The 17,494-nt window shown below is 65.0% G+C and carries 14 protein-coding genes and 1 pseudogene; 11 read left to right on the top strand and 4 right to left on the bottom strand.

Features of this window, described 5'->3' with window-relative positions; all coding sequences use genetic code 11:
- The first annotated feature begins 44 nt into the window (after positions 1-44).
- The 3 genes from DES43_RS01960 to pheT are packed head-to-tail and all read left to right on the top strand — an operon-like array spanning position 45 to position 4,430.
- Positions 45-920 (top strand): BUD32 family EKC/KEOPS complex subunit, encoded by an 876-nt coding sequence (locus DES43_RS01960; protein ID WP_035025164.1) that lies wholly within the window; start codon positions 45-47, stop codon positions 918-920.
- The gene (gene pheS / locus DES43_RS01955; RefSeq protein WP_035025162.1) at positions 917-2,002 is read left to right on the top strand and encodes a phenylalanine--tRNA ligase subunit alpha; all 1,086 of its coding nucleotides are present in this window, start codon (positions 917-919) and stop codon (positions 2,000-2,002) included. The genes DES43_RS01960 and pheS overlap by 4 nt, the downstream gene beginning before the upstream one ends.
- Positions 2,003-2,024: 22 nt before the next feature.
- Entirely contained in the window at positions 2,025-4,430 is a 2,406-nt protein-coding gene (gene pheT / locus DES43_RS01950; RefSeq protein WP_035025160.1) for a phenylalanine--tRNA ligase subunit beta, read from the top strand.
- Positions 4,431-4,488: 58 nt separating this feature from the next.
- Here pheT and DES43_RS01945 read toward each other — a convergent pair whose 3' ends face one another.
- Complete coding sequence (locus DES43_RS01945; protein WP_035025159.1) at positions 4,489-5,484, bottom strand: aldo/keto reductase; 996 nt, start codon at positions 5,482-5,484, stop codon at positions 4,489-4,491.
- 97 nt (positions 5,485-5,581) lie between these two features.
- Between DES43_RS01945 and DES43_RS01940 the strand changes: the two genes are divergently transcribed.
- From DES43_RS01940 to DES43_RS01905, 8 genes and pseudogenes are all read left to right on the top strand, one after another.
- Complete coding sequence (locus DES43_RS01940; protein ID WP_035025157.1) at positions 5,582-6,472, top strand: LysR family transcriptional regulator; 891 nt, start codon at positions 5,582-5,584, stop codon at positions 6,470-6,472.
- A gap of 75 nt (positions 6,473-6,547) precedes the next feature.
- Positions 6,548-7,534 (top strand): Gfo/Idh/MocA family protein, encoded by a 987-nt coding sequence (locus DES43_RS01935; RefSeq protein ID WP_035025154.1) that lies wholly within the window; start codon positions 6,548-6,550, stop codon positions 7,532-7,534.
- A 7-nt stretch (positions 7,535-7,541) separates the two neighbouring features.
- The gene (gene hrpB / locus DES43_RS01930; protein ID WP_035025152.1) at positions 7,542-10,007 is read left to right on the top strand and encodes an ATP-dependent helicase HrpB; all 2,466 of its coding nucleotides are present in this window, start codon (positions 7,542-7,544) and stop codon (positions 10,005-10,007) included.
- Positions 10,008-10,099: 92 nt separating this feature from the next.
- Entirely contained in the window at positions 10,100-11,050 is a 951-nt protein-coding gene (locus DES43_RS01925) for a LysR substrate-binding domain-containing protein (RefSeq protein WP_063608022.1), read from the top strand.
- A gap of 357 nt (positions 11,051-11,407) precedes the next feature.
- The gene (locus DES43_RS01920) at positions 11,408-12,565 is read left to right on the top strand and encodes a quaternary amine ABC transporter ATP-binding protein (protein ID WP_051520476.1); all 1,158 of its coding nucleotides are present in this window, start codon (positions 11,408-11,410) and stop codon (positions 12,563-12,565) included.
- A 2-nt stretch (positions 12,566-12,567) separates the two neighbouring features.
- Positions 12,568-13,473, top strand: coding sequence for an ABC transporter permease (locus tag DES43_RS01915; protein ID WP_245264668.1), 906 nt, complete (start codon positions 12,568-12,570; stop codon positions 13,471-13,473).
- A gap of 90 nt (positions 13,474-13,563) precedes the next feature.
- Positions 13,564-14,598 (top strand): glycine betaine/L-proline ABC transporter substrate-binding protein ProX, encoded by a 1,035-nt coding sequence (gene proX, locus DES43_RS01910; RefSeq protein ID WP_035025146.1) that lies wholly within the window; start codon positions 13,564-13,566, stop codon positions 14,596-14,598.
- A 252-nt stretch (positions 14,599-14,850) separates the two neighbouring features.
- Positions 14,851-15,498: pseudogene (locus DES43_RS01905) on the top strand (magnesium chelatase domain-containing protein); the annotation flags it as partial.
- A gap of 81 nt (positions 15,499-15,579) precedes the next feature.
- Here the strand turns inward: DES43_RS01905 and DES43_RS01900 are convergent.
- From DES43_RS01900 to DES43_RS01890, 3 genes are all read right to left on the bottom strand, one after another.
- Positions 15,580-16,224 (bottom strand): recombinase family protein, encoded by a 645-nt coding sequence (locus DES43_RS01900; RefSeq protein ID WP_133674786.1) that lies wholly within the window; start codon positions 16,222-16,224, stop codon positions 15,580-15,582.
- Positions 16,225-16,335: 111 nt separating this feature from the next.
- The gene (locus DES43_RS01895; RefSeq protein WP_245514520.1) at positions 16,336-16,596 is read right to left on the bottom strand and encodes a Rha family transcriptional regulator; all 261 of its coding nucleotides are present in this window, start codon (positions 16,594-16,596) and stop codon (positions 16,336-16,338) included.
- A gap of 476 nt (positions 16,597-17,072) precedes the next feature.
- Positions 17,073-17,414 carry a hypothetical protein gene (locus tag DES43_RS01890; protein ID WP_133674784.1) on the bottom strand — a complete coding sequence of 114 codons (342 nt, stop codon included), beginning with the start codon at positions 17,412-17,414 and terminating at the stop codon, positions 17,073-17,075.
- Positions 17,415-17,494: the final 80 nt, after the last annotated feature.

Here is a 17,494-nt window from a genome sequence, read left to right as displayed (position 1 = left end):
AACCCGCGCTGGCAGGGCTGGCGCGGGTTTTCTTATGGAATGCGATGACCGGACACGCAAACGACATGACAGGGGCGCTCTCCGCCGAAGATCTGGCAAGCCTGCCGGACCTTCTGGCTGCGAATGCGCGTCTGCGCGTTGTACCGCTCATCGTCGGTGACCGGCGGGTGTGGGTCAAGCGCTACGACGTCGAGCGCATGCCCTTCGGCAAGGTGCTGCATGCGCTGGTTTCGCCGTTGCTTCCGGTCTTCCTGCGCTCGTCGTCGCGAGCGCGGGGACAGTCCGGGCTGGAGCGCGAGCGCCGCAAGATGGAACGCTTCCGCTCTGCCGGGTTCCCGGTCGCCGATATCCTGTTCGCGGATAAGGCGGTGCTGGTCCTGTCCGATGCGGGAGAGGTCGCCCAGAAACAGCTTGACGACCTGCGTTGCGTGAACGCTGCCGCCCATGACGACTTGCTGGTGAAGCTTGCGCAGGCACTGGGCGAGGCGCACCGCGCCGGGCTGTGCCATGGCAGGCCGCATCCGCGCGACATGTTCTTGCGGGGCGACCGTGTCGGCTTCCTCGACTTCGAGGAGGAACCCGAGGCCGTCATGCCGCTGCCGATGGCGCAGGCTCGCGACCTGTGGCTGCTGTTCCTGCAAATATCGTCGCGCGCCGCCCTGCCGGGAACCCAGATGCGCGCCTTTGCGACATGGCGTGCCGCTGCTCCCGCGGCCGTGGTCCCGGCGCTGGCGCAGCTGGTCGGTTTCTTCCATCGCGGGATGGCGCCGTTGCGGCTGCTGTCGGAAAACCTGCTCGGCAAGGATGCGCTCTATGCCGTGAAGGCCACCTCTTTCCTGAAAAGCGCGCTCGATGCCGCTCCGGCACCTGCGTCTTCCCTTCAAGCCACCGGCCGCGAGCGGCCCAGAGGACAATCATGACGGATATCGACCAACTCGAACGAACGCTGTCGGATGCGATTGCCGGCGCCGGCGACGAAGCTGCATTGGAAGCAATCCGCGTCTCGGCGCTGGGCAAGAAGGGATCGGTCTCGGAACTGCTGAAGACACTGGGCGCGATGAGCGCCGAAGAGAGGCAGGTGAAGGGTCCCGCGATCAACGGGCTGAAGAACCGGGTCACCGAGTCCCTCTCGGCGCGCCGCGCCGAACTGCGCGACGTCGCCATCGCGGCGCGGCTTGAGGCCGAGAAGGTGGATGTCACGCTTCCCGTGCGCGCCTCGCCGGCCGAGCGCGGACGCATCCATCCCATCAGCCAGGTCATCGACGAGATCGCCGCCATCTTCGGCGACCTCGGCTTCGCCATCGCCGAAGGGCCGGACATCGAGACCGATTATTACAACTTCACCGCGCTGAACTTCCCCGAAGGCCATCCGGCGCGCGAGATGCACGACACCTTCTTCTTCCAGCCGGACGAGAAAGGCGAGCGCAAGGTGCTGCGCACCCACACCTCGCCGGTTCAGATCCGCACCATGGAGCGCGAGAGCCCGCCGATCCGCATCGTCATTCCGGGCAAGACCTACCGGCAGGATTCCGACGCCACCCACTCGCCCATGTTCCATCAGGTCGAGGGGCTAGTCATCGACAAGACCGCAAATGTCGCCAACATGAAGTGGGTGCTGGAGGAGTTCTGCAAGGCCTTCTTCGAGGTGCCGTCGGTCAAGATGCGCTTCCGTCCGAGCTTCTTCCCCTTCACCGAGCCGTCGCTGGAAGTGGACATCCAGTGCGACCGCTCGCGGCCGGGCGAGGTACGCTTTGGCGAGGGCAGCGACTGGATGGAAATCCTCGGCTGCGGCATGGTCCACCCCAATGTCATGCGCGCCGGGGGGCTCGACCCGGACGAGTATCAGGGCTTCGCCTGGGGCATGGGCATCGACCGCATCGCCATGCTGAAATACGGCATGCCGGACCTGCGCGCCTTCTTCGACGCCGATGTGCGCTGGCTCCAGCATTACGGCTTCCGCCCGCTCGACATGCCGACCCTGTTCGGCGGACTGAGCAACTGATCGAGCGGCAAGGAACGACAAAATGAAATTCACCCTCTCCTGGCTGAAAGAGCACCTCGACACCGACGCCACGCTGGACGAGATCGTCGGGCGGCTGACGGCCATTGGCCTCGAAGTCGAATCCGTGGACGACAAGGCGGCGCTGAAGCCCTTCGTCATCGCGAAAGTCCTCACCGCCGAAAAGCACCCCGACGCCGACAAGCTGCGCGTTCTGTCGGTCGATACCGGATCGGGGGCGCCCATTCAGGTCGTCTGCGGCGCGCCCAATGCGCGGGCCGGTCTGGTTGGCGCCTTCGCCGCGCCTGGCACCTATGTGCCCGGCATCGACGTGACGCTCTCGGTCGGCAAGATCCGCGGCGTCGATAGCCACGGCATGATGTGCTCGGAGCGCGAATTGCAGCTTTCCGACGAGCATGATGGCATCATCGACCTGCCCGCCGATGCGCCGGTCGGCACGTCTTACGCAAGCTGGGCGGGGCTCGACGATCCGGTTATCGAGATCAACCTGACCCCCAACCGCCCCGACGCGACGAGCGTTTACGGCATCGCCCGCGATCTCGCCGCGTCCGGCCTCGGCAAGCTCAAGGAGGCTCCCGTCGAACCGGTCGCCGGCAAGGGTGAATGCCCGGTCAAACTGACCATCGAGGCGCCCGACCTGTGCCCCGGCTTCGCGCTGCGCCTCGTGCGCGGGGTGAAGAACGGTCCGTCGCCGAAGTGGATGCAGCAGCGGCTGCTGGCCATCGGCCTGCGCCCCATCAACACGCTGGTCGACATCACCAACTACGTCACCTTCGACCGCGGCCGGCCTCTGCATGTGTTCGACGCCGCCAAGGTCGCCGGCAATCTCGTGGTGCGCCGGGCCAAGGATGGCGAGACGGTGCTGGCGCTGGACGGGCGCGATTATGAGCTGAAGGCCGACATGTGCGTCATCGCCGACGACAACGGCGTCGAATCCATCGCCGGCATCATGGGCGGCGAGCATTCCGGCTGCGACGAGAACACCACCGACGTGCTGATCGAATCCGCACTTTGGGATGCGCTCAACGTCGCCCGCACCGGGCGCACGCTCGGCATCATCACCGACGCCCGATACCGCTTCGAGCGCGGCGTCGATCCCGAGTTCATGGTGCCGGGACTGGAACTGGCCACCCGCATGGTGCTGGACCTGTGCGGCGGCGAACCGGGCGAGGCGCAGGTCGTCGGCTATGCCGGCCACACGCCGAAAATCGTTTCCTTCCCGCTGTCGGAGGTCAAGCGGCTCACCGGCCTCGACGTGCCGAAGGACGAAAGCCTGTCGATCCTGAGCCGTCTCGGCTTCAGGCCGCTCGGCAATGGCGATGTGGTCGATGTCGAGGTGCCGTCCTGGCGGCCGGATGTCGACGGCAAGGCCGATCTGGTGGAGGAGGTGATGCGCATCCACGGCGTCGACGAGATCGAGCCGCGCCCGTTGTCCAGCCACGACGCGGTCAACGGCAAGATCCTCACCACCTTGCAGATCCGCAGCCGCTTCGCCCGGCGCGCTCTGGCGGTGCGCGGCATGCTGGAAGCGGTCACCTGGTCGTTCATCCCGGCAAGACACGCCGAACTGTTCGGCGGCGGGCAGGCGGGGCTGAAGCTCGCCAATCCCATTGCCGCCGACATGTCGGACATGCGGCCCTCGCTGCTGCCCGGCCTGATCGCCGCCGCGCAGTGCAATGCGGATCGCGGCATGGGCGACGTCGCCCTGTTCGAGGTGTCCGGCACCTATGAGGGCGATACGCCCGACAGGCAGCGCCGCGTTGCCGCCGGCATCCGTCGCGGCACCGCGAAGCTGGAAGGCTCGGGCCGCTACTGGAACGGCAATGCCGCCCCGGTCGGCGTCTACGACGCCAAGGCCGACGCGATCGCCGTTCTGGAAGCCTGCGGCGCGCCGGTGGACCGTTTGCAGATCGAGGCCGCCGCGCCCGGCTGGTATCATCCGGGCCGTTCGGGCGTCATCAAGCTCGGCCCCAAGGTGGTGCTCGGCCATTTCGGCGAATTCCATCCGAAGGTGCTGGAGGCGCTCGATGCCAGCGGGCCGCTGGCCGGTTTCGAGGTGTTCGTGGATGCAATCCCCGAGCCCAAGGCCAGGCCGACCCGCACCAAGCCGAAGCTGGAGCTTTCCGCCTTCCAGGCGGTGAAACGCGATTTCGCCTTCGTGGTTGAAAAGGCGGTCGAGGCCGGGTCACTGGTCAAGGCAGCGCTTTCCGCCGACAAGAAGCTGGTTACCGACGTCAATGTGTTCGACATTTTCGAGGGCGCTTCGCTGGGCGAGGGCAGGAAATCCATCGCCATCGAAGTCACTATCCAGCCGGTCGAGAAGACCCTCACGGATGAGGATTTCGAGGCGCTGGCCGGTCGAATCGTCGAGAATGTGAAGAAGCAGACCGGCGGCGTGCTGCGCGGCTGAATGGCCTGAAGAAGTGGAGAAGCGGGCAGACGGTGCGATCCGCCTGCCCGCAGCCGTTTCATCCGTTGGTGAGTGAAAGCGCTTCTTGCGTGTAGCGCTTGCCGGCCACCTTGTCCGGTGACAGGGCTGCGCCGATGTCGGCCACCTCTGTGTCGCTCAGCCTGGTCTGCGCTGCCGCCACATTCTGTTCGAGATGGGCGATGCGGCGCGCGCCGGGGATCGGCACGATGAAATCGCCTTGATGCAGCACCCAGGCCAGCGCCAGTTGCGCTGCCGTCACGCCCTTGCCCTCTGCCATCTGTTCCAGCAGCGTCACCAGCCGTTCATTGGTTTCCATCGCCTCTGCCTGAAAGCGCGGCAGGGTGCGGCGCCAGTCGTCTTCGCCCAGTGCATCGGTCTTGCGGATCGTGCCTGTCAGCAGGCCGCGTCCCAGGGGACTGTAAGGCACGAAGCCGACACCAAGTTCCCGGCAGACGGCGAAGATCTCCTCTTCCGGCTCGCGGCTCCACAGCGAATATTCGCTCTGCACGGCCGCGATCGGGTGAACGGCATGGGCGCGCCGCAGGGTCTGCGGGCTGACTTCCGAAAGGCCGAGCGCGCGCACCTTGCCCTCGCGCACCAGATCGGCCATGGCGCCCACCGTGTCCTCGATCGGGACCGAGGGGTCGACGCGGTGCTGGTAATAGAGGTCGATGACATTGGTGCCGAGGCGCTTCAAGGACGCTTCCGCCACCGCTTTGACGTGCTCGGGGCGGCTGTCCACGCCTGTCATGCGCCCGGCCCCGGTGCCTTCATCGCTGATCCTGAAACCGAACTTGGTGGCGATGGTGACCTTGTCGCGCACGCCCTTCAGAGCCTTGCCGACGAGGCGCTCGTTCTCGAACGGACCATAGACTTCCGCCGTGTCGAAGAAATCGACGCCGATCTCCACGGCCCGGTGCAGGGTGGCGATGGAGTCTTTTTCCTCCTGCCCGCCATAGGCGAAGCTCATGCCCATGCAGCCGAGGCCGATGGGATTGACGGTCAGTTCCGTTCCAAGTTTGCGTGGTTGCATCTGCAAGCCTCCTGTGTGGGATGCGGCAGAGATAGGAGCGGGATCGCCGTTCGATAATCCGTTTGTTTGTGCACTGGCTGTTCTGTATTTTAGATCAATGTCGCGAAATCAGCTTTCCCATCTCGCCGTTCTTTCGGTCGTTGCCCAGCACGGCAGCTTCCGGGCCGCCGCGCGGGAGCTGGGCATTGCCCCATCGGCCGTCAGCCACGCCGTCTCGGTGCTGGAGGCGCGGCTGGGGGTGCGGCTGCTTGCCAGAACCACGCGCAGCGTCGCCCCGACCGGGGAAGGCGCGGCCTTGCTGGAGCGGCTGCGGCCGGCTTTGTCCGAAATAGACCTTGCACTTGCGCAGGCGAAGGAAGCACGCGACCGTCCGGCCGGAAACCTGCGGCTCAACGTGCCGCGAACCGCTGCCGAGCTGGCGCTCGCGCCGCGCCTTGGCGCATTCGTGTCCGCCTATCCGGACATCACGCTCGAGATCGTCAGCGAGGACCGCTTCACCGATGTCGTGGAAGGCGGCTTCGATGCCGGCGTGCGGCTCGGCGAAAGCCTGCAACGCGACATGATCGCCGTGCGCATCGGGCCGCAGCTGCGCGGGGCGGTCGTGGCGGCCCCCTCCTGTCTCGATGGCAGGGAGCTACCCCTGCATCCGCGCGACCTTGCCGGTCATCGCTGCATCCGCTTCCGCTTTTCCAGCGGCGTCATCTATCGCTGGGAGTTTGAAAAGGATGGCGAGGAGATCGTCATGGATGTGGATGGCCCGCTGATTCTTGGCGAGGACCGTGGCATCGTTCAGGCCGCTCTCGATGGCGCAGGGGTCGCTTTTCTCTTCGAGGATTATGTGAGCCAGCCGCTTGCCGAGGGCAGGCTGGTGCGCATGCTGGAGGACTGGTGCCCGCCCTTCGACGGGTTTTTCGTCTACTATCCCAGCCGCAAGCAGATGCGTCCGGCGCTCAGGGCCTTCGTGGATTTCTTTCGCTGGCGCGGCTAAAAGGTAATCTTCCGGGCGCTTGGCTTTTTCGCTCCTTTGGGGCAAATCCGGGCCGATAATTCTGGAGGCAGGACCATGTTCCGCTGGGGTGTCCTTTCAACGGCGAAGATCGCGCGCGAGCAATTGCTGCCGGCCATGGCCGGTTCCGACAATGGCGTGGTGGCGGCCATCGCCAGCCGCGATGCGGCCCGCGCCCGGCAACTGGCTGACCAGTGGAATGCGCCGCACGCCTTCGGCTCCTATGAGGACCTGCTGGCATCGCCGGAGGTGGACGGCGTCTACATTCCCCTGCCGACCTCGCAGCATGTCGAGTGGGCGGCAAAGGCGATCGCGGCCGGCAAGCATGTGCTGGTGGAAAAGCCGCTGGCGCTGAAGGCGCAGGACATCGCCCCGCTGATTGCGCTGCGCGACCGCCACAAGGTGCTGGTCAGCGAAGCTTTCATGGTGGTTCACCACCCGCAATGGATCAAGGTCCGCGAGCTGATCGCCGAGGGTGCAATCGGCCGGCTGCGCCATGTGCAGGGCGCTTTTTCCTATTTCAACGTCGATCCGCACAACATGCGCAACCAGCTCGATCTCGGCGGCGGTGCGCTGCCCGACATCGGCGTCTATCCGACGGTGACGACGCGCTTTGCGACCGGCGGCGAGCCTCAGCGCGTGCAGGCCAGCATCGAGCGCGACGCGACATTCGGCACCGATATCCATTCCTCGGTGCGCGCCGATTTCGGCGGTTTCGAACTGTCCTTCTATCTGTCGACGCAACTGGCCGCGCGCCAGAGCATGGTCTTCCACGGCGACAAGGGTTTCATAGAGGTGGCGTCGCCCTTCAATGCCGGACTCTATGACGATCACGTCGTGACGCTGCACAACCAGAACCATGATGCGGCGCAGGTGTTCCGCTTCCCCGGCGCGCAGCAATATCGCCTTCAGGTCGAGGCGTTCGTGCGGGCCGCCCGTGGAGGGACAGACCGCATCTTCACGCTGGAGGAATCCATCCTGAACCAGAAGGTCATCGACGCCATCTTCCGCGCCGGCCAACACGACGGCTGGGAGCCGGTCTGATCCCTTGATGAGCAAGGTTGCGCTGCCGGAGCTTCCGGTCACCGCCGTTCTGGCCGATCTGGGCACAGCGCTGGAGCGCGGCAACAAGGCGGTGCTGGTTGCCCCGCCGGGCGCCGGAAAGACGACGCTGGTGCCGCTCAGCCTGCTCGATGCCGGCTGGCGCGAGCATGGCACCATCGTGCTTCTGGAGCCGCGCCGGCTCGCTGCCCGCGCCGCGGCGCGGCGCATGGCGTCCCTGCTTGGCGAGGAGCCGGGCGGTGTGGTCGGCTATGCCATGCGCATGGAAAAGCGCGTGTCGGAGCGCACCCGTATCATGGTTGTCACCGAGGGCGTGCTGGCGCGCATGATCCTCGACGATCCCGAACTGCCGGGCATCAAGGCGGTCATCTTCGACGAGTTCCACGAACGCTCGCTGGACGGCGATTTCGGACTGGCGCTGGCGCTCGACGTGCAGGGCGCGCTGCGTCCCGATTTGCGCCTTCTGGTCATGTCGGCGACGCTCGACGGCGCGCGCGTGGCAAGGCTGCTGGACGGTGCCCCGGTGATCGAGAGCGAGGGCAGGTCTTTTCCCGTCGACATCCGCTATCGTGAGCGTGCCGCAGGCATCCCGGTCGAGGACGCCATGGCCGCCGCCATCCGTACGGCGCTGGCGGAGGAGACCGGCAGCGTGCTCGCCTTCCTTCCCGGCCAGCGCGAGATCGAGCGCACCGCAGAACGGCTGGAAGGGCGCGTCGGGACCGACACCGACATCGTGCCGCTCTACGGCATGATGGACGCCAGGGCGCAGGATGCCGCCATCCGCCCGCCGCCCGCCGGCCGGCGCAAGGTGGTGCTGGCCACTGCCGTCGCCGAAACCTCGATCACCATAGATGGCGTGCGCGTCGTCATCGACAGCGGGCTGGCGCGCCTGCCTGCCTATGAGCCCGCCAGTGGCCTGACCCGGCTGGAGACGGTGCGCGTGTCGCGCGCCTCGGCCGACCAGCGCGCCGGCCGCGCCGGGCGCACGGAACCGGGCGTGGCGATCCGGCTGTGGCGCGCCGAGCAGACGGCGGCGCTGCCTGCCTTCACGCCGCCCGAAATTCTCGCCGCCGACCTCTCGGGCCTCTTGCTCGACTGCGCGGCCTTCGGCGTTGCCGATCCCGCAAGCCTCGCCTTCCTCGATCCGCCGCCCGGTCCGGCGCTCAACGAGGCCCGCAACCTGTTGCGCACGCTGGATGCCATCGATGGCGATGGCCGCCTCACCGGAACCGGGCAGGCGATGCGGCGCCTCGCTCTGCCGGTGCGGCTTGCGCATATGGTGGCCGAAGCCGCCCGTGCGGGCCATGAAAGGGACGCGGCCCTTGTCGCTGTGCTTTTGACCGAACGCGGGCTGGGCGGCGACAGCACCGATCTGGAACGGCGGCTGATGCGCTTTGCCGGCGACCGCTCGCCGCGCGCCAATGCGGCGAGGCAACTGGCGCAGCGGCTGGCGCGCAACGCCGGCAAGGGTGTGAAGAGCGACGTCCCATTCTCGCCCGGCGCGCTGCTGCTGCACGCATGGCCGGATCGCGTCGCGAAAGCGCGCGGCGAACGCGGGCGCTTCGTGCTCGCCAACGGCTCGGGCGCGATGGTCGATGCATCCGACCCTATGGCAGGGGAAACCTTCCTCGTCGTCGCGGATTTGCAGGGCAAGGCGCAGAATGCGCGCATCACCGCGGCGGCCGCCGTTGGCGGGGACGACATCCGCGCGCTGCTCGGTCACGCCATCGAAAGCCGCCGCGAGACGCTGTTCGATCTGGAGCGCCGCAGCGTGCGCGTGCGCGAGCAGAGCCGGCTGGGTGCCATCGTGCTCTCGGAGCGCATGCTGCCCGCGCCTTCAGGCGACGATGCCAATGAAGCCGTGCTCGATGCGGTGCGCGCCCATGGGCTTTCCATCCTGCCATGGGACAGGCAGGCGACGACACTGCGCCAGCGCCTGTCATGGCTGCGCAAAGGGCTTGGCGAGCCGTGGCCGGGCATGAGCGACGAGGCGCTGGCCGCCCGGCTGGAGGATTGGCTGCTGCCCTTCCTCACCGGCTCGGCCTCGCTTGGCTCCATCGGCGGCGGCACGCTGGAGGCGGGCCTCGCCGCTCTGGTGCCGCACGATCTTCAGCGGCGCGTCGATGCGCTCGCTCCCACCCATTTCGATGCGCCGTCGGGCAGCCGCGTGCCGATCCGCTATGATGGCGAGCAGCCGGTGCTGGCCATCCGCGTGCAGGAACTGTTCGGCCTCGCCACCCACCCGGCCATTGCCGACGGCACCGTGCCGCTGACGCTGGAACTGCTGTCGCCGGCGCACCGGCCGATCCAGACCACGCGCGACCTTCCCGGCTTCTGGCGGGGGTCGTGGGCGGATGTGCGCTCCGACATGCGCGGGCGCTATCCCAAACATGTCTGGCCGGAGAACCCGCTTCTGGCGCAGGCCACCAGCCGCGCCAAGCCGAGGGGCACCTGAATGCTGCGCCTGAAGGTATCCGGCGATGCGACAGGCTTGCCGGAAGGCGGCTTCCGGCCCATCATGCGGCTTTCCAAGCATAAGGCAGGCTCATGTCTGGTTTTCGCCGTCAGCTTCCCTCGATGACGTCGCTGGTGGTGTTCGAAGCCGCCGCGCGGCAACTGAGCTTCACCCGTGCCGCGGCCGAACTCGGCATCACGCAGGCGGCGGTGAGCCGCCAGGTGCAGGCGCTGGAGCAGAATCTCGGATTCCAGCTTTTCCGCCGCCTGCATCGCTCCATCGAACTCACCGAACGCGGCCAGATACTGTCGAAATCCATGTCGGAAGCTTTGGGCACCATCACCCGCACCGTTCAGTCGCTCACCGCCGAGACCAGTCCGGGCGAGCTTGTGATCTCGGCGTCGGTGGCCTTCTCGCACTTCTGGCTGCTTCCGAAGATTTCCGATTTTCGTCGCCTTCACCCTGAGATCAGGCTCAAGGTGATCAGTCAGGACGCCAATGTGAACCTGCTGCGCGAGGACGTCGACATCGCCATTCGCTACGGTGAGGGCAACTGGGGCGACGGCCGTGCAATCATGCTGTTCAATGACGATATTTTCCCGGTGTGCAGCCCGGATTATCTGGCCGCAAACGGCTCTCCCGACTGCGTGGCGGATCTCATTCGCCACAGCCTGATCGTCAGCGATTCTCCCGATCCGAGCTGGATCGGCTGGGACCGCTGGCTCAATGCCTTCGGGCATGGAGCTGCGCCGCGCAACGTGGCGCTGAGCTGCAGCTTCTACACGGATGCGATCCATGCCGCGATGCGCGGCGAAGGAATCGCGCTCGGCTGGAACAGGCTGGTCCACGATCTGCTGCAGCAGAACCGGCTGGTGCGGGTTTCTGCCGAGTCGCTTCGCACACGCGAAGCCTATTTCGTGGTGCTGCGCAATGGCCATCCGATCAAGCCCCAGGTCGAGGCGTTTCTGCGCTGGATCCGCGCCGAGCGCGCCCAGCCGGGCATCGCCGCTCCGGAAACCGCTGCCGCGCTCTCCGAGGCTTAAAAGGCTCGTTCTTTTCATTGCGGGTTGCATTACATAATGTAATGCCTATCATTCGGGGTCTTGGGGTTTACAACCCCGGGGCAAGATTGAAATCATGACCCTCAAACAAAGGCCGCCCGGCCGGGAACCCGGGACGAGCATTGGGGGGACAAGAACGATGAGGAGACTCGTTATCCCTGTATTGAAATCAGGTTTTTCCGCCTGCGGGAAAGCCTTCTGCCAGACAGTGCCTGGCGCCCTCCGCATCTTCCCGGACGGAAACAGCGCCGAAATTTCCAGCCTGACTGTTCCAGCATCCATATCCGCCCGCATGGGCGTGCCTGCAATCGCTCCTGTTTCTCCGGGAGGCTGCAACTGATGCATGGAACCCCGCCCCTGGATCCCTCCAGCACTCCGCAAGCCGCCAGACGCATCGAGGTGCGCGGCGTCAGCAAGGCGTTCGGCACCAGGGCGGACGAAGCCCTGGAGCTGGCGCGGCAAGGCGTTTCGAAGAGCGAGATTCTCAAACGAACCGGCGCGGTGCTTGCCATCGACGACGTCTCCTTTTCGGTGGATGCCGGTGAAATCTTCGTCGTCATGGGGCTGTCGGGCTCGGGCAAGTCCACGCTGGTGCGCTGCCTGAACCGTCTGCATGACCCGACCGTCGGTTCCATCGAGATCGATGGCGAGGACATTCTCAAGGCGTCGGAACAGCGCCTGCGCGAATTGCGCCTCGGCAAGATCACCATGGTGTTCCAGCATTTCGCGCTGCTGCCGCATCGCACCGTTGCGGAAAACGTCGAATACGGCCTCAAGATGCGCGGGATGGGCAAGGCGGAGCGCCGTGAAAAGGCGTTGAAGACGCTGGAGAATGTCGGTCTCGCCGGCTGGGGCGACCGTTATCCGCACAACCTCAGCGGCGGCATGCAGCAGCGCGTGGGGCTGGCGCGCGCGCTGGCCCTGGATCCCGAGATCCTGCTCATGGACGAGCCGTTCAGCGCGCTCGACCCGCTGATCCGCCGCGACATGCAGGGCGAGCTGATCGAATTGCAGCGCCGTTACCGCACCACCATCATCTTCATTACCCATGACCTCAACGAGGCGCTGACGCTGGGCGACCACGTGGCGGTGATGAAGGACGGACGGCTGGCGCAGGTCGGCAAGCCGGCCGAGATCGTGCTCAATCCGGCCGACGACTATGTTTCGGCCTTCACCCGCGACATAGATCGCGGGCGTGTGCTGCCGGCACGCACCGCCATAAGGCGCCCGGCCGACCCCGCCGCGCTGAGCGCGCTGATCGAAAAAGGTGCCGCAAGCATAGGAGGCAGCCGTCCCCTCCATGAGGCGTTCGGCCTTGTTTCGGGCGGAAAGCCGGTTGTCGTTATCGGTCCGGACGGCAAACCCGAAGGCCAGTTCGACGCAACCGACATGGCCGCGATGCTCGCCGGCGACGACGCCGGAAAAGGGCAGCCAGCGCAGGTTCGCCCGGAGGCCGGCCAGACAAGGCAGGGCCAGACAAGGCAAGGGAGGTCGTGACCATGTCGGACTCCATGAACGCACTGCGCGCGGCTACCGATATGGCCCGGCCCTCGCACTATGGGGAGCTGCCGCTCGACGACTGGATCCAGGCTGTCGTCAAGGACTGGCTGGTGCCGGTCCTGCGTCCTTTTTTCCGTGCGCTGCAAATGCCGATCCAGATGTTGCTGGACAATCTGCAGGCTCTGCTTCTGGCCATTCCCTTTGCCGTTCTGCTCATTGTAATCGTGCTTGGCGCCTGGCGGGCGGCAGGGCGGGGCGTGGCCATATTCACGCTGGTGTCGCTGCTGCTTCTCGACTGGATCGGCATCTGGCGCGAGACGATGATCACGCTGGCGATGATCCTGACCGCCGTCGTTTTCTGCATCATCGTCGGCATTCCGGCGGGCATTCTGGCGGCGCGCAGCGACCGGGCGGCGGCGGTCATCCGCCCGATACTGGACGTCATGCAGACCATCCCGTCCTTCGTCTATCTGGTGCCGATCGTCATGCTGTTCGGCGTCGGCATGGTGCCGGCGGTCATCGCCACCATCATCTTCGCCCTGCCGCCGCTGGTGCGCCTTACCAATCTCGGCATAAGGCAGGTGCAGGAGGAACTTGTGGAGGCAGGCCGCGCCTTCGGTTCCACCTCGCGCCAGATCCTGTGGGAGATCCAGCTGCCGCTGGCGCTGCGCACCATCATGACCGGCGTCAACCAGACGCTGATGCTGGCGCTTTCCATGGCGGTGATCGGCGCGCTGATCGGAGCCGGCGGCCTCGGCCTCATCGTCAACACCGGCCTCGGCAGGCTCGATGTCGGTTACGCCAGCGTTGGCGGTCTTGGCATCGTGCTGATGGCGATCATCCTCGACCGGGTCACCCAGGCGCTGGGGGAAACCGGCAGGGACGGCAAGGGCGCGGGCGGCTGACGGCAGCCCCGCTGACAGGAGACTGTGAAACACATCCGGACGACCACCAGATCCAGGCTCACTCCAAACCAGAAAAGGGAGAAACAAGACATGGCTGGAAACAGGATTCTCTACGGTATCGGCGCGGCGCTGACGGCGCTGACGCTCAGCGTCTCGCCGCTGGTTGCGCAATCGCTGCCGGGCGAGGGCAAGACCGTTCGCATGGGCCAGCCCACCTGGGACACGGAATGGTTCCAGGCGCAGGTCTACAAGAAGGCCATGGAGGCGCTGGGCTATACGGTCGCGGGGCCGACGGCGCTCGACAACCCGCCTTTCTATCAGGCCCTTTCCCAGGGCGACATGGACTTCTGGGCGAGCGGCTGGTTCCCGCTGCACAACACCTATCTGGAAGAGATCAAGGGCAAGGCCAGCACGGTCGGCTATGTCGCCAAGGGTGGTGCGCTGCAGGGGTATCTGATCGACAAGAAGACGGCCGATGAACACAACATCCGCACCGTCGACGACTTCAGGAAACCGGAGGTCGCCAAGCTGTTCGACGACAATGGCGACGGCAAGGCGGATCTGGTCGCCTGTCCTCCGGGCTGGGGCTGCGAACTGACCATCACCCACCAGATGGAAGCCTATGAGCTGGGCGACACGGTCGAGCCGATCAAGGCCGCCTATTCCGCATCCATGGCCGATGCCATCAGCCGCTACGAGCAGGGCAAGCCGATCTTCTTCTACACATGGACCCCCAACTGGACGGTCGGCATGCTCAAGCCGGACGAGGACGTCGTCTGGCTTGAAGTCTCGAAGCCGTCGCTGCCCGAAGACCAGAAGGAAATGGAATCGCAGACATCCATCCCGGACGTGAAGGGCTGCGCCAGCAATCCGTGCCAGATGGGCTGGCCGGCCAACGACATCCAGGTCGTCGCCAACAACGAGTTCCTGGAGAGCAATCCGGCCGCGAAGAAGCTGTTCGAGGAGATGAGCATTCCGCTCGAGGACATCTTCGCGCAGAACGCCCAGATGTATCAGGGCGCGGACAAGCCCGCCGACCTTGAGCGTCAGGCCGACGAGTGGATCAAGGCCAACCAGCAGACCTTCGACGGCTGGATCGAGGCCGCCAAGGCCGCCGCTCAGTAAGCCGGCGCTTGCACACGACTTCGAAGGAGGGCCGGCGGTGATGAACCGCCGGCCCTTTTCTCATGCGCGAAGTCGTCTGGCCGGAACGGATGTTCTCCATTTTCAATTTCATGCAACCTGATTGCACCTTTGAGGCGAATTCGTTCCTGTAATGTTCTTGCAGAATGCAGCGATTCGTGCTTCATTTCCCTTCATGCGCTGGCGTGGGGACGAATTGCCGGGCGGGCCGTCATCGGTCGGGGGCAGGGGGATATGGTTTCACGCGTGCGCACCGTCGCCTTTCAGGGCATCGAGGCCGTGCCTGTCGATGTGCAGGTGATGGTAGCGCCTGGCAAGGTCGGTATGTCGATCGTCGGTCTGCCGGACAAGGCGGTGGCCGAAAGCCGGGAACGCGTGCAGGCCGCGCTGCATGCTTCCGGCCTTTCGATGCCCGCGAAACGGGTGACGATCAATCTGGCGCCGGCCGACCTGCCCAAGGAAGGCAGCCATTACGATCTTCCGATTGCGCTGGGCCTCATGGCGGCGATTGGCGTCATACCCGTGGATGCGCTTTCGGCCTATGTGGTGCTGGGCGAATTGTCTCTCGACGGCACTATCGCCTCCGTGGCCGGGGCGCTGCCGGCGGCGATTGCGGCCAACGGGGATGGCCGTGGCCTGATCTGCCCGCACGAGTGCGGACCGGAGGCCGCATGGGCTGGCAGCGGGATCGACATTCTGGCACCGCGCAGCCTGATCGCGCTGGCCAATCATTTCCGTGGCACGCAGGTGCTGTCGCGGCCCGAGCCCGGCGTGAGGTCGGGTGGACCGGATCTGCCCGACCTTGCCGAGATCAAGGGGCAGGAGAGTGCCCGGCGTGCGCTGGAAGTGGCGGCGGCGGGCGGCCACAATCTCCTCATATTGAAAACAAAAGACCCCCCGGTTCAATTTTGTTTGGTCCCCTGCCCTGGGCCAAGGCTAACGAAAACTAATAGACGCCCCGGCTCACTCCCACGCATTCAGAACGGCCTCGGCCTTGGTCGGGTCCGCCTTGATGCGTAAAACGGTCTGCCGGGTCAGTCCCGTGGCCTTGGCTATCTCGCTGGTGCCTGCCGTCCCCATCGCCAGCATGTTCTTGACGGTCTCCAGCGCCGCCCGGTCATAGCTCGGCTTCCGGCCTAGATACGGCTTCTTTCCCGGCTTCGGATTCAGCTTCGCATCTTCAATGCCTGCCCGCTGGCTCGCCTTGGTCGCCTCATATTGCGCCTGTGCGGTTGCCGCCATGAAGGCGATAAGGGCATCCCGCACGGCCATTTGCACCGGGTCTGCGGTCGCTCCATCGAATGTCATGTTGTTGATGACGGTCCTGATGATGACGCCCCTGCGCATGAACTCTCGGATGGTGTCTGTCACGTCCTGATAGTTGCGGCCCAGCCTGTCCACCCAGCGGACAACGAGGGTATCCCCCTTGCGTAGCATGTCGAACAACCTCCGGCCTTCCGGTCTCTCGCGAAGGGTTGTCGAGACGCCGGAAACACCATGGTCGGCAATGACCATATCAATCGCGAATCCAGCCTGCTCGGCTTGGGTGCGCTGATGGTCAAGGGTCTGGTCAGCGGTCGAGACGCGGGCATAGAGAATGGTTGCCATGAGATTGCCTCCGCATGTACGAATGGATCATGTACGTAGAAAGGCATGTACGTTGATCGTTGTCAACCCATGCGTACAGGGCTCATGGTCAGGTTAGGGGCGACCGCTAGCCTATACCCCAGCGGACAGATTGAACTCCAACGCGCGCCTTCCGGTGAAGCCCATGGCGAGCAGGGTGAAGCCGTCTCGGGTCATGTCGTAGGAGCGGTACAACTGGCCGTTCTGCGGGTGCTTGTAGGGGGTCTGCTGAAAATCCAGCACCCCCTGTTCAATCAGACGATCAATGTCCGCAAGAACGTTTCGATGCTCCTTCCCAAAGAACTCCGCCACGTCCCGGCTGTTGGCAAAGACCTTGCCGTCCTTGATGGTCACGATGGGGTTGGTGGTGGTCTGCCTCCCGGCCAGCTATCCCCCCCTCCGCAACGCCCTATCGTCACCGCGACCGGGAAGGACGAAATTTCCCCGGCAGGATTTTCCGTGGCGTTTAGTCAAGGGGGTGGGGGCATGTTCTCCCGGCAACATGGTCCCGGCAAAACGCCAAAAAATCGGGGGTAGAGGGGGGACCACCATCATCCTATAATTGAGATAATGGCTCGAATTTTTGCCCAAAAAACAAGCCGGCTCCAACTCACATAGGATACCCATTCCCGCACCCGTGGCGACCGACGAGAGGCTTTATGCGGCGTCCATAGAGATTCCCTTAAGGAACCCACAACGCCCCTCCATGGCCCCTACCGCAGCGGGAAGAATGAACGTTCTTGCTGGGTACTCACCGAACCTAGAAACGGATGGTGTTGACCGCGAAAAAACAGGGCCACGGCTTTAACACCGTGACCCTGTGGGTACATTCAGGCCGCTTCCTTGCAGAGGCGCGACTGCGCATTGGGCTTCCTTGCGATATCAGCATCACCCGAGAAGTCAGGCAAGGGCCTGTAGCGCCTGCGGATGAGACCACGATTATCGTCATCTACAATATCATAGGCCGCCCATGCGCCAAGCGACCGGGGTTTGAAGATCGGGGTTGTTCCACGAACCACCATGACCATCGTGTGGGGAGAATGACCACGATCTATCAGCCTCCGGCACAACGGGGGTACCGGGTCTTTACGGGAATGGGTTTTGCTGATGCCATCGCAGGTGGCGGTGAAGCTGCGGCCTCTATCGTTGTTCGCAATGTTGATGACCAGCATGATGTGGGTTCCTTGCGGTTGTCGCATGCCGACGACCACGGGCCAGAGGCACCGGGCAAAGCGGCTGGGATGGTTTGAGA

The organism is Aquamicrobium defluvii (assembly GCF_004363725.1).
In the GTDB taxonomy this organism is placed as follows: Bacteria; Pseudomonadota; Alphaproteobacteria; order Rhizobiales; family Rhizobiaceae; genus Mesorhizobium; species Mesorhizobium defluvii.
The sequence above is the reverse complement of the archived record's forward strand: the minus strand, read 5'-3'. Positions and strand labels throughout refer to the sequence as shown.